Below are 12,738 nucleotides of genomic sequence, written 5' to 3'. Positions count from 1 at the left end.
CAACTCAGCGTGGGCACAGCCGGCAAGGTCCGCATCTACCCCGAAGGCGCCGGGTTTCGCGCAACCACGATCTACCGAGATTTCGACGGACGCAACCGCCGCATCGAACGGCACGCGAGGACCAAAGGCGCCGCGGAGCGAGCACTGGCCGAGGCGGTCAGAGACCGAAGTCAGCCGACGGTGCACTCGGTCCTGACCCCTGGCAACAAGGTTTGCGTACTGGCCGAGGCCTGGTACGGCCAGATCGAACAAGGCCGGCGCTCCCCCGGCACACTGCGCCTGTACAGGGATCGCCTCGACCGCCAGGTCATCCCATCGCTCGGAAAACTCCGCATCCGCGAGCTCACCGTGGGCGCCGTGGACCGCCACCTCCGCGCGGTCACCGCCAGCAACGGCGCAGCGGTCGCCAAGGCTGTCCGATCAGTGCTGTTGGGGATGTGTCGCCTCGCCTGCACCCACGACGCCATGGAACGCAATCCCGTGCGGGGAAGCGACACCCATCGCTACCAAGGCAAAGCGCAAACCACGCTCCCTCACGGTGGCTGAGGTTCGCCAGCTCCGGGCGATGCTGACCTACGACGACAGAGCGATCGCCAGGGACCTCCTCGACTTCGTCGACATGATGCTCGCGACCGGCCTCAGGATCGGCGAGACCGCCGCCGTCCGGTGGCCGTTCATCGACCTCACGAACGGCACCATCGACGTGGGCACAGGCATCGTCGTCCGGGCCAGAGGCTCGGGATTGCATATCCGGGACAGCGATTCGTCGAAACCCACCGCCCGCACCCTGAGCCTGCCCAATTGGTGCGCCGCCATGCTGAGCCGGCGCAGGGCCGTAGCGATTGGTGATCTGGTGTTCCCGGCTCCGAAGGGTGGCCTCCGCGACCCGTCGAAGACCAGCGCGGATCTCAAGGACGCCTTCACCGCCGCGGGATACGACTGGATGACAAGCCACGCCATCCGGAGAACTGTTGCCACGCTGATCGATGGCGCCGGGCTATCCACTCGTATTGCCGCAGACCAACTCGGGCACTCAAAACCATCCATGACCCAGGACCGCTACATGAACAGAGAGCTAAAGGTCGCCGCCGGTGCCGCCGTTCTTGAAGTTCTCGCCGAGCCTTGATCCTCTCGCGCAACCGGTTTGCGCGTGACCCTGTGTTCGCAGTGGTGATGGCCGGACCGTACGAACCACCACCCAACACCCGCTGCACGCCACTCCTTCGGCTACTTGATGGTCATCGTGCCTTTCCCTGGGCGAACAGCGGCGCTTGGTGCAGCTGCTCCTGAACGCATGCGCGGACACTGCGGGTCAGAACCCGCCGGACTGGGGCGCGCACGACAGCCTGCAGCCAGCGATCGCATTCCAAGACGAGGACGCCTGCGGCTTCTGGATCGAGACGCTGACGGCGTCATCTGGGCGCCGGGAGATTCCAGGTTGATTCGTGATCATCACCCGATGACGCCCACCCCGACCGCGATGTTAATCGACTTTTCTTACAGCGAATGGCATTTCGGGCTTGAAGGCGCAGTCGAAATGGCAAACGCCTACCCGCGGACACCGCTGCTGCTGTACCACTGGGGGTTCGGTCGACGCCCCCCCGATTTCCCGCCCTTCAACGGCGACCCCGCGTCGCTGCTGCCACTGGTGACCCAATACCGGAAGGATTCGGGTACTGGCCCCGGGAGAGCCTTACATCCTTGGCCACTGAACCGAACCCGGTGGCGGCGCACCTCGCGGCTTTAACCCACTACTCCTGGTCGGTGCCGCCGCTGCGATTAATTGAAGCTCCTCGATCATTGATGGGAGGCTCACCGCTGTGGCCGGCCCCGTCGCGGGCGCATTGATGCCAATGACCAGAAGGTCGTTTCACCGTCTAGACGCAGGGAATCGGCAGGAAAAGAGCGGCGACGACCTCTACCACATCCAGTTCCTGCCACTTTTCTGATCCATCCCGCCCCGTTCCCCGTCCGGGCCCACTCCGCGGGCCAGTTCGAAAGGACCGGCACCGGGATCCGCTCGCTCGAGCCTTGTCGCCTGCCGCGGCCGTGGTGAAACGATATGTGACACAACGCACCTACGGTCTTCCGTTTACTGCCGCGTCTCCCGGAACGGCACCCCGAAGACCAACGAAACCTCGTTCCGGTTGTTGTTTGAGTCGCGTCGTGCGGGGCATCTTCAGGTTGCTCAGCAGTTTGCCCGGCTAGTCAATTCGGCCGCCGAACTGCGGATCTGAATGGGTCTACCGGCCCGTTCACGAAGTTGGCACGGACGCCCGCTCATCCTTGAGTGGTATGTCCCTGCCCAGATTTGGAAAGGCACCGCAGCATGTCGCTCGACCCCACCGGAGTCGGATTTCGCACCGACGCCGAAGAGTTCACCGAGCGCACGCATCCACGGCAGGTGGCTCACGTCACCCGCACAGCGCACCCTTTCTGACCGGGAGAACTGAAATCCTGCAAAGGCTCTCACTCTTCCCTGAGCGAAAAGCGGACCCGCATCCGGGTCCCGTACAAGTGTGCCCAGACCCCGGGCACGCCGACCTGATAGGAGCACCACCCATGACCAGCACCGAGAGCACCTTCCGCGCCGACACCCGCGCAGTTGAGCCGCAGCACCGGTCCAGCACCGAGACCAAGGCGTCCACCAAGACCACCGAGTTCTACGTGTTCCTGGCGGCCGTCGCCGCCGTGGTGATCACGGCATTCCTTGTCGGCCAGGACGAGAACACCGGAATCGACCCGTTCGGTGCCGTCGACGCGCTGCAGTACATCACCTACCTGTCCATCGGATACATGGTCGCCCGCGGACTTGCGAAGTCCGGCAGTCGGGAGAACTACACCATCTGATCCCGGCGGATCTCATTCGGTCGGTAACGACTCGAATGCGCCTGCGATGAGGTGACAACCGGATCGGCCCGCGCTCGCCTGCGCGGGCCGATCCGGCGACCGTACCCTGGGCGTAACGACGGCCCCGGTTGTCAGACCCCTACCGGCCGAGCGCTCACCGCCGCCGAGCCGGACTGATGGGAATGTTGCGCCACACCCTTTGCGGGTACCTCACCGCCGTCAGGTGATGAACGGTGAGGATGAGCGAGGTCGTGCGTGACCATTGTTGAGGAGTTCCAGGACGCGGTGCACTCCGTTTCCGTTCCTGCGGACACCGGGCCGGCGCGGTTGCCCATCCGGTTGACCAAGGCTTGCGTCCGGGTGCTCCCGGTGATCGGGGCGGGTTTGAGCCTGTTCAGTGCCCCGACGATGCGGATACCGATCGGCGCCAGCGACGACACCGCGGCGGTCGCGGAACGACTCCAGTTCACCGTCGCGGACGGCCCCTGTTATGCCGCGCACCAGACAGGTCGACCGGTGATCGCCGGCACGGCCGCGATGGCCCACCGGTGGCCGCTGTACTACGACCAGTTGGTCACCCAGACGTCCGTCCGAGGGGTGCTGTCCACTCCGCTGCCCGGTCCCCTGATCGGGGTAGGAGTGCTGGACCTGTACGTGGATCACCCTGAGGACCTCGACGGACTCCGCATGGACCATGTCGCAGCGGTCGCTGAACATATCGCTCACCGCTTGACGGCGGGCCCGATGCTCCCCAGCTTGCGGGACGCCTCACCTTGGGCCGGCCCGCCATGGATGACTGACCCTTCCGGTGGCCGCGGGAACGTGATGCTGGCCATGGGGATGCTCAACGTCGCGCTTGGCCTGCGAATGGACGATGCCCTGGCCGCGTTGCAGGCGCACGCCTTCGCGCACGGCCGCACCGTGGACTCCATCGCCTCGGACATCGTCCAACGAGCCCTACCCCCCACCGCGCTGGCCAACGACAGCATCATCTGAAGCAACCCGGTCCGACGCCCCCACTCCCACCACGCGACGCCTAAACGCCCACCTGCAGGGACTTTTCCGTGGTTCTTGCTCAGTTACGTGCACAGCCGCGACGGGCAAACCGGTTATCCGGCCGTACGGCAGGCCCCAGTTTCGCCGGGAACACAGGCGACACGTGTGCTAAGACGCGATGAGCACTCGGTTGGCACGAAACTCTGTCACCGCGCGGCTCCCCGGAACGGCTCACATCTGCTCGTCATCAAGGCCGTACCGCCCTAGTTGGCGGCTGTGACGGTGTAGATGACCAGCTCGGCAGACGTCCAGGCGGTCGCGGTCGAATGTGGGCTTGACCAGCGGTTCGGCAGCGGTCGCCGTGCCGCTCACCGACGTCCAGTCCGGTCTTCCGGAACGGGTCAGCGAATTCGAGACCAGACTCGGGCACGCGTTGAGCGGATGCTGCGGGATTTTCCAATTCGTGATCGCCCCGGGAAATTCTTTGCCTCTGAGTGAATCCGGGCGGGGATTGCCCGGGTGGACTAATTCCTGTCGATTTCTTCACCACCGTCGTCTCGGGGCCGATCGGTGGCGCAGTATGGGGTTCAGGGTGTCCCGCGTCCCGGGTTTTTCCGTTGGATGCTTTAAGTCCGGTCGGTTGAAAAACAGCCGGCCGGGCCGAGATCTTCTTGAGGTTGATGCGCCAGCCGTTTTCTGGCCGTGCTGCGCTGCCTGACCATCTGACTCAGACCAGCGGTGTACGGCGGGGGCCGAGCATGGTCACCGAAATCCGCGCGGGGCGCCGATCGTTCTTGACGGCAAATTCGCGAACGGTTCACGGAGAGCTCAGTTCATCTGCGATCTTGTCACTACTTCGTCTGTGACGGGGCGGTGGCGGTGCGGATGAGCAGGTCGTCGATGGTGGTGCGCCGGTACGGGAGCGCGCCGGTCGTCGTGACGGTGGCGGCGAGGTCGCGGAGTTTGGTGTTGGTGTTCTGGCTGGCCAGGGTGAGCAGCCGGAAGGCCTGTTGGGCGGTGAGCTGGTAGGTGGCCATGACCATGCCGGTGGCGGTGCCGATCATCCGGTTGGTTTCCAGGGCGCCCTTGATCTGCTCGGCGCGATGTTCGGCAGTGCTGACGGCGGTTTCCCGCAGCCGGTGCAGTTCGTGGTTGGCTCGGACCCGTGCCAGCAGTTCCCGGGAGGAGAATGGTTTGCTGATGTAGTCATCAGCGCCGGCGGCCAGGCCGTCGGCGGCGGCATCTGGCCCACCGCGGGCGGTGAGGACCAGGATCGGCAGCCGCTCGGTGACCGGGTTGCTGCGGAGCTGACTGACCAGGTGCAGGCCGCTGCGGCCGGGGAGCATGACGTCGGTCAGCACCAGGTCGGGTGGGTTGGATGTCGAATACGCCACTGGCAGCGCGGCTTCGGCGTCCGCGACAGCGGTGACCGCCCAGCCGTCATCGGTGAGCAAACGACGCAGATAGGCACGCAGGTCCTCGTCATCCTCGACGATCAACACCGCGGGCGCCGCGCCGGTGCCGACCGGTCGGCCGGTCACCCGGTCGTCCAAGGTCTTCTCGCCGACCACCGGCGGCGTGCCCAGTGGAATGGTGACCGAGATGGTCGTACCCCCACCGGGGGTACTCACCAGGTCGACCCGGCCGTGATGGGCGCGGACCAGGTCGGCGACCAGGGAGAGCCCGATACCGGTCCCGGTCGCCGGTTCCTCCGGGGCGGCTCGGTAGAACCGGTCGAAGACCTTCGCCTGGTGATCCGCGCTGATACCGGTGCCGGTGTCGGTCACGGTCAGCACCGCGTCGGCGCCGACGGTCGCCAGCCGGACCCGCACACCACCGGCGGGGGTGTACTTCACCGCGTTCGACACCAGATTGGTGACGATGGTGAACCACATCGACCTGTCTGCCGCTGCGGTCACCGGGTGTTCCGGCACCTCGACGGCGAACGCAAGGCCGGCGTGTTCGGCGGTGGAGCGGAACATGCTGGCTGCTTCGGCGGTGACCGTGCCGACGTCGATGGGGCGGCGGTCCGCGATCAGGGCGCCCGGTTGGGCGCCGGAGGCATCCAGTAGTGCGTCGACCAGGCCGCGGAGGCGTTCGGCGGCCCGCACCGCCGCTTCCAGGTCCGCCCTCACAGTGGGGTTCTCGCCGGTACTGGACAGCAGGTCCTGCAAGGGCGCCAGCAGCAACGTCAACGGAGTGCGCAGTTCGTGACTGACGTTCTGGTAGAACACCGTTTTCGCGTGATCGAGGTCGGCGAGTAACTGCAGGCGACGCTGCTCACTTTCGTGGGCGTCGGCGTCGGTGAGCGCGACCCGCAACTGCCGGCCGACGAGGTCGATGAAGGACTGGTACTCCTGATTCAAGGGCCGGTAAGGGCTGATACCCAGGATTAGTGCGCCGACCGGGACCGACCGGCCGGTCAGGATCAACGGCATCACCACTGCGGTGTCCGGCAGCAGCGGCCCCAACGGCCCCGGCGTCAAAGTTTTCCCCGCCAGCTCCCGAAGGCCTTGCAACACTTCCGCTTCCCCGGTCCGGGTGACCCTGGCCGCGGCGTCCTTCACCCATCCCAGCGCGCCGCTCCCAGCCCTCGTCGACGGGTCGGATTCCGTTGGCTCGGTGGTCAGCCCGTAACTGGCCACCACCTCCAGCCCAAGCTCCCCCGCGCCGAACTCAGCCTGGCTACCGGTCAGGTAGGCAAGCGCGAACGGCAGGCTCGCCCGCGCCCCCTGCAGCACCCGTAACGCGGCCCGGCAGGTCCCGGTCACCCCAGCCGCGGCCCCACCAGAGACCTCGCCGAGCTCACGCGCAACCCGCAATCGCCGCTCGGACAGCACCCTGGCGGTGGTTTCCGTTGCGACCGTCAGGATGCCGCCGATGCTGCCGTCGACGTCGATGATCGGGCTCTGCGAGAAAGTGAAGTAGCACTCCTCCGGGTACCCGTGCCGGTGCAGAATCTGCTGCTCATCCTGGAAGGTCACGGTGGCGCCGTCCCGGAACACCCGCTCCAGTCGGGGCCGCACCCATTCCCAGGCTTCCGGCCAGGTGTCCCGGGTGCCCTTGCCGACGGCGGACGGGTGCTTACCGCCCATCACCGGCACGTAAGCGTCGTTGTACACGGCAACGAAGTCCGCACCCCAGTTGATGATCGTCGGGAACCCCGACCGCAACACGGTCGGCACCAACATCCGCAACACCGGCGACCATGACTCCACCGGTCCCAACGGGGTCGACGCCCAGTCCACCGACCGCAACAACCCGCCCAGCTCAGCCGACGCGCCGTCGAACACCCCGTTGACGCGGGCACCATCCGTTGCCATCCGCGCTTCCCACCTTCCGTCTGCAAGCTCGCTGTTGGCCACGCCGGTCAGCGGGTGGGTCTGGTCGCGCACTCATCGTGCGTGAGCTTCGCGCGAAGCGCCACGAACACCTCGAACGGGTAACAACTTCTCCGGGCCGCCACTGCCGCCAGCGTGACGAGCCTGGGTTTCATCCCGACGTCGAACTTCCACCAAGCCGTGGAAGTCGTCGGTGCCCAACTGCCCGGCCCACTGCCTGGTCATCGTTGCCGCGTGCAGTATGTGGCGCGGAGCATGCCGCGACAGCCGGCGTGGGGGCTGCGGCGCCGCACCGACTGGCAGCGGTTGTTGAGCGCCGCCGCCGGTCCGGGACAAACGATACGAATCAGCCTTCCGCCCGCGGCACAGCGCCACCCTCGGCGCTTCAAGGTGTGACTCTCGCGCGTGAGTGCGGTCCCCGAGGGCTGGGCATTACGGGGCTGGTGCTGCCTGCGGTGCGTGCAGGTGCGGATGATGTGCGGATGATCAGGTCGTCGATGTCGGTGCGACGGAACGGTAGCGCGCCGGTTTCGCTGACCGTGGCGGCGATGTCGCGGAGTTTGCTGTTCGTGTTCTGGCTGGCCGTGGTGAGCATCCGGAACGCCTGCTCGGCGCTGAGCCGGTAGGTCGCCATGATGACCCCGACCGCGGTGCCGATGGTCCTGTTGGTGTCCAGGCCCCTGCGGATCTGTTCCGCCTTCGCCTGGGCGTCGCCGATCGCACCCTCGCGCAGTTGGTGCAGTTCGTGGTTCGCCCGGACCCTGGCGAGCAGTTCCGGTGACGAGAAGGGCTTGGTGATGTAGTCGTCGGCGCCGGCGGTGAGTCCTTCCTCGGCGGCGTCGGGACCGCCCCGGCCGGTCACCACGATCACCGGGAGCCGACAGGTCGCGGGCGTCGCCCGCAGATCGGACACCAGTTGCAGTCCGCTCCGGCCCGGCAGCATGACGTCGGTCAGGACGAGCGCGGGCGGCCCGTCGGTGTGCGAGACGGCAAGGGCCAGCGCCGTTTCCGCGTCCGCCACGGCCGTCACCGCCCACCCGTCCCTGGTCAACAAACGGGTCAGGTACCGGCGGAGGTCGGCGTCGTCCTCGACGACCAGCACCCTCGGGGCATCGGGGGCGGCCGACGGCGACCCTGATCCCGGCACGTCCGCGATCGACACCGGTTCGGCCGCCAACGGGACGGTGACCGTGACCGTGGTGCCGGCGCCGGGTTCGCTCTGCAGATCGACCCGGCCGTGCAGCGCCCGGACGAGGTCGACCACGAGGGCGAGACCGATCCCGGCACCAGGGGTGCCCTGCTGCGGTGACGCCCGGTAGAACCGCTCGAAGACCTTCGCCCGTTGCTCGGCGCTGATCCCGACCCCGGTATCGGTCACCGTGAGCACCGCGTCGGCCCCGGCCGTGTGCAGCCGCACATCGACCGCACCGTCCCGGGTGTACTTCACCGCGTTGGAGACCAGATTCGTGACGACGGTCGCCCACATCGGTGCGTCCACCACGGCCACCACCGGACGCTCGGGAAGGCACACCCCGAAACGCAGGCCGGCGCGTTCCGCGGTCGACCGGAACATGCTGGTCGCCTCGGCGGTCGGCACCGTGAGGTCTGTCGGCCGATGCTCGGCGGTCCGCACACCGGCCCGGGCGTCGGAGAAGTCCAGCAGGGCGTCCACCATGACGGTGAGACGCTCCGCGGCCCGCACCGCCGCCTGCAGGTCATCCCTGTCGACGGTGTGCTGACCGACGGTGTGATGGTCGACGCTGTGAGCACCGGGGCGGTCATCCCCGTCCACCGACTGCAGCATGTCCCGAAGCGGCGACAGCAGCAGCGTCAGGGGGGTACGGAGTTCGTGGCTGACGTTCTGGAAGAACTCGGTCTTCGCGGCATCGAGGTCAGCCAGCGCGCGGAGCCGATGCCGCTCGCTGTCGTGGGCCAGCGCGTCGGTCAGCACGATCCTGATCTGACGCACCACCAACGACAGGAACGCCTGGTACTCCCCGTCCAGGATCCGGTACGGGTTGAGCCCGAACAGCACCGCACCGACCGGGCGGGCGCGGCCGCTGACCGTCAACGGCATCATCACCGCCGAGTCCGGGGTCAACGGACCCAGCGGACCCGGTTCCACGACACCCAGAACCCTTGCGCGCACACCGGTCATCACCTCAGGGTTGCCCGATCCGATGACCCTGGCCGCGGCCGCGGTCCATTCGGCGAACCACGGTGCGTCCGCAGCGCTCACCGCCTCCGGGACCAGTCCGTAGTGGGCGACCGGCGCGGCCGGGGCTGTTGGTCGGTCGGCAGCTCCGTCGGGCGCGGCGCTGAAAGCAACGGCGAACGGAAGGCTCTCCCGAGCGGTTCCCAGGATCTCCAGAGCCGCCTCGAGCGCCATGGGAAGGCTGCTTTCGCCCAGTTGGCCGGGCGCATGACCGCCCTGAGCGATGCCGGCCATGGACAGGCCACCGAGTTCGCGGACGATCCTCATCCGGCGCTCGGACAGGATGGTCGCCGTCGTCTCGGTGGCGACCGTGAAAATGCCGCCAATCGTGCCGTCCACGTCGATGATGGGACTCTGCGAGAACGTGAAATAGCACTCCTCGGGGTACCCGTTGCGTTCCAGGATCTGCGCCTGATTGTCGAACTGGACCGTCCGTCCGCCACGCAACACCTGATCCAGGCGCGGCGCCACCCACTCCCAGGCCTCCGGCCAGGTGTCCTTGGTGGACTGCCCGACCGCCTGCGGGTGCTTGCGCCCCAGCAACGGCACATAGGCGTCGTTATAGAGGGCGACCATCTCCGGCCCCCAGTTGATCACCGTCGGAAAACCCGAGCGCAGCATCGTGGGCACCATCATGCGCAGCACCGGTGACCAGCCCGACACCGGACCCAGCGGGGTGGAGGACCAATCACGTGCGCTCAGCAGGCCGGCCATCTCACCGTCGACCCCGTCAAAGATCCGCGCATTGCTCTGCAAGAGGTTCACACCGATCCTCCGACCCCTCATCAGCGTGGTACATGTTTGGGCGGTTCGCCCGGATGACCAATAAAGAATGTAGAGCTATCAGCGCCGCCTGGCAACAGTTGAAGAAGGACTGCGCAGGTTCTTCATCAAGGCTAATAGACAGAAGCCCACGGGGTGGTCCATGATGTGCGGCGTGGAGGGGGATATAGATCGCACCGGTGTGTACAGCATCGGTGCTGTCGCCAAGATGGTGGACGTCCCGGCTCAAACGCTGCGTTCCTGGGAGGACCGCTACGCGCTGATCGTGCCGGTGCGCAGCGCGGGCGGGCAGCGGCTGTACACCCGGGACCACGTCGATGAGCTCCGTTTCGTCCGCGACCAGATCCAGTCCGGTCTCCAGCCGGCCGATGCGCACCGATTGCTCGCCGAACGGCGGCGGGCGAAGGCCGACGCCGCGGACCCCACATCGGGCGCGCGTGACGGCCGGGACGGACGTGACGACGGCGCACCGCTGGCGATCCTGCTGGCCGAACGTGACCCCTACGCCGCCGAATTGGCCGAGTACTTCCTGCGGACAGAGGGCTACATCACCACCATCGTGCTCAACGGCGACGACGTCACCCGCATTCTTGCCGACAGCCGACCCGACCTGCTGGTCATCGACCTGATGATCTCCGGCGGCGCCGGGCTCGCACTGTGCCGCGACGTTCGCGACACCAGCGCACTGCCGATTCTCGCGGTCTCCGCCATCGCCTCCGAAGACGCGGCGCTGGAGGCGGGCGCGGACGCGTTCCTGCAGAAACCCGTGCAGCCCCTGCAGTTCGTCTCGACCGTTCGGGACCTGCTGGGCACCAGCGCCTTCCTGCGTCGAACCGCGTCCGTTCGATGAGCGACCGGCTCTCGAGCGGGTCGTCGCGGCTGGATTCGATCCTCGGCGGCGGGCTGCCGCTCAACGTGATCACCCTGCTCAGCGGCCGCCCGGGAACCGGGAAGACGATCCTGGCCCAGCAGTACGTCTTCCACAACGCCACCAGCGAACAGCCCGCCCTGTACCTGACGACCGTGTCCGAGCCACTGGACAAATTGCTGCGCTTCGGCCAGTCGCTGGAGTACTTCGACAACTCCGCGCTCGGCGACCGGGTGTTCTACGAGGACCTCGGCCACGTCCTGAACGAGGACGGCCTGCCCGGTGTGCTCGCCCGGATCGGCCAGCTCCTGCGGCAACGCCGGCCCGGCCTGTTGGTCATCGACAGCTTCAAGGCGCTGCGTGCCTACGAAAAGGACGACGGAGCGTTCCGCAAGTTCCTGCACCAGTTGGCGGGCATGTTGACGGCGATGCCGGTGTCCTCGTTCTGGGTCGGCGAGTACGACGAGGAGCAGACCGCCGAGGCACCAGAGTTCGCGGTCGCCGACGCGATCATCGTTTTGAGCACGGATCGCACGGCCGAGCGCGAGATGCGGATCCTGCAGGTGCGCAAGCTCCGCGGGAGCGGCTACCACGCCGGAAAACACACCTACCGGCTCGCCGCCGACGGAATCGACGTCTTCCCCCGACTCGCCGACCCGGTCGACGCCAGCACCTACGGCGGCGAACAGGAGCGGATGTCATCGGGCGTCCCCGCACTCGACGGCATGCTCATCGACGGCTACTGGCGCGGCGCCGCCACAGTGATCGCCGGCCCGTCCGGCATCGGGAAAACCCTGCTGGCACTGCATTTCGTGGTCGCGGGCGCCGAACGGGGCGAGAAAGGGGTGATCGCCACCTTCCAGGAAAACCCGGTTCAACTGGAACGGATCATGTCCGGATTCTCCTGGACGCGAACCGATCCGAACATCGAGCTGATGTACCGCAGCCCCGTCGACCTGCACCTGGACGAGTGGGTCCACGACTTCTTCGACACGCTGGCCCGGACCGGCGCCCGCAGGGTGGCGATCGACAGCCTCGGGGATCTCCGGGCCGCCTGCGGGGACGAACTGCGCTTCCGCGAGTACATCTACTCGCTGCTGCAGCGCTGCGCCAGGGCGAACATCAGCGTCATGATGACCCAGGAGGTCCCCGAACTCTTCGGCGTCACCAAGCTCTCCGAGTACGGCATCTCCCACCTGTCCGACAACGTCATCCTGCTGCAATTCCTGCGCGGCGACTCGGAACTGAAACGTGCCCTCACCGTGCTGAAGACCCGTGGCAGCGCGCACCTGCAGCAATTGCGCCAGTTCGAGATCACCTCGGACGGCGCAGTCCTGGGAGAGCCCTTCGACTCCCGGCAAAGCCTGGACTGACTTAGAGATCCCGGGCGCCCGGGCCAGATTTCCGCTCAGCACCGTCACGGCAGCAGCGAACCCTTCCATGGCCGCTCGCGTGGAGCGAACCGGTAACGCCTCTAGGCAGGTGCCCCAAAGTGCCGTGACGGAAAGAACGATCGAGCTAGGGAACGAGGTCGCGGCCAGGCATCAATGCAGTCCAGCATCGGCCGGTTCGGTCAGTGCGGTCCCGGTTGTCCCGATCACCCGTAGCGCCAGGATGCCCCGTCGATCGACACGTGGCGCCGGTCGCTCAATGGCCTTCGCGCAGCCTGTACGTGGTGTCGCGGT

General features: G+C 66.9%; 8 protein-coding genes. 6 read left to right on the top strand and 2 right to left on the bottom strand.

Going from position 1 to position 12,738, the window contains the following annotated elements:
- Positions 1-9 precede the first annotated feature (9 nt).
- The 4 genes from ACVBEQ_RS17420 (at position 10) to ACVBEQ_RS17405 (ending at position 3,846) form a co-directional block, all read left to right on the top strand.
- Complete coding sequence (locus tag ACVBEQ_RS17420; RefSeq protein ID WP_447154569.1) at positions 10-546, top strand: phage integrase central domain-containing protein; 537 nt, start codon at positions 10-12, stop codon at positions 544-546.
- Complete coding sequence (locus ACVBEQ_RS17415; RefSeq protein WP_447154568.1) at positions 539-1,126, top strand: site-specific integrase; 588 nt, start codon at positions 539-541, stop codon at positions 1,124-1,126. Before ACVBEQ_RS17420 ends, ACVBEQ_RS17415 begins: the two co-directional genes overlap by 8 nt.
- Positions 1,127-2,562: 1,436 nt before the next feature.
- A complete protein-coding gene (locus ACVBEQ_RS17410) occupies positions 2,563-2,850 on the top strand; it encodes a hypothetical protein (protein WP_447154567.1) in 288 nt (95 codons plus the stop codon).
- A gap of 255 nt (positions 2,851-3,105) precedes the next feature.
- Positions 3,106-3,846, top strand: coding sequence for an ANTAR domain-containing protein (locus tag ACVBEQ_RS17405; protein WP_447154566.1), 741 nt, complete (start codon positions 3,106-3,108; stop codon positions 3,844-3,846).
- Positions 3,847-4,697: 851 nt separating this feature from the next.
- Here the strand turns inward: ACVBEQ_RS17405 and ACVBEQ_RS17400 are convergent.
- Both ACVBEQ_RS17400 and ACVBEQ_RS17395 read right to left on the bottom strand, forming a co-directional pair.
- Positions 4,698-7,169 (bottom strand): ATP-binding protein, encoded by a 2,472-nt coding sequence (locus tag ACVBEQ_RS17400; RefSeq protein ID WP_447154565.1) that lies wholly within the window; start codon positions 7,167-7,169, stop codon positions 4,698-4,700.
- A gap of 403 nt (positions 7,170-7,572) precedes the next feature.
- Positions 7,573-10,167 carry an ATP-binding protein gene (locus ACVBEQ_RS17395; RefSeq protein ID WP_447154564.1) on the bottom strand — a complete coding sequence of 865 codons (2,595 nt, stop codon included), beginning with the start codon at positions 10,165-10,167 and terminating at the stop codon, positions 7,573-7,575.
- 172 nt (positions 10,168-10,339) lie between these two features.
- Between ACVBEQ_RS17395 and ACVBEQ_RS17390 the strand changes: the two genes are divergently transcribed.
- Together ACVBEQ_RS17390 and ACVBEQ_RS17385 are read left to right on the top strand one after the other, a co-directional pair.
- Positions 10,340-11,035 carry a MerR family transcriptional regulator gene (locus ACVBEQ_RS17390; RefSeq protein ID WP_447154563.1) on the top strand — a complete coding sequence of 232 codons (696 nt, stop codon included), beginning with the start codon at positions 10,340-10,342 and terminating at the stop codon, positions 11,033-11,035.
- Positions 11,032-12,426: a DUF7125 family protein gene (locus ACVBEQ_RS17385; RefSeq protein WP_447151844.1), complete on the top strand. Its 1,395-nt coding sequence runs from the start codon at positions 11,032-11,034 to the stop codon at positions 12,424-12,426. The genes ACVBEQ_RS17390 and ACVBEQ_RS17385 overlap by 4 nt, the downstream gene beginning before the upstream one ends.
- Positions 12,427-12,738: the final 312 nt, after the last annotated feature.

Source organism: Nakamurella sp. GG22 (assembly GCF_052976845.2).
Note: the sequence above shows the minus strand (reverse complement) of the source record. Positions and strands in the feature narration are given on the sequence as shown.

What these genes read in the sequence shown, in the direction of transcription:
- ACVBEQ_RS17410 (WP_447154567.1), top strand. Translation starts at nt 2,563, where the DNA reads ATGACCAGCACCGAGAGCACCTTCCGCGCCGACACCCGCGCAGTTGAG.
- ACVBEQ_RS17400 (WP_447154565.1), bottom strand. Translation starts at nt 7,169, where the DNA reads ATGGCAACGGATGGTGCCCGCGTCAACGGGGTGTTCGACGGCGCGTCG.
- ACVBEQ_RS17385 (WP_447151844.1), top strand. Translation starts at nt 11,032, where the DNA reads ATGAGCGACCGGCTCTCGAGCGGGTCGTCGCGGCTGGATTCGATCCTC.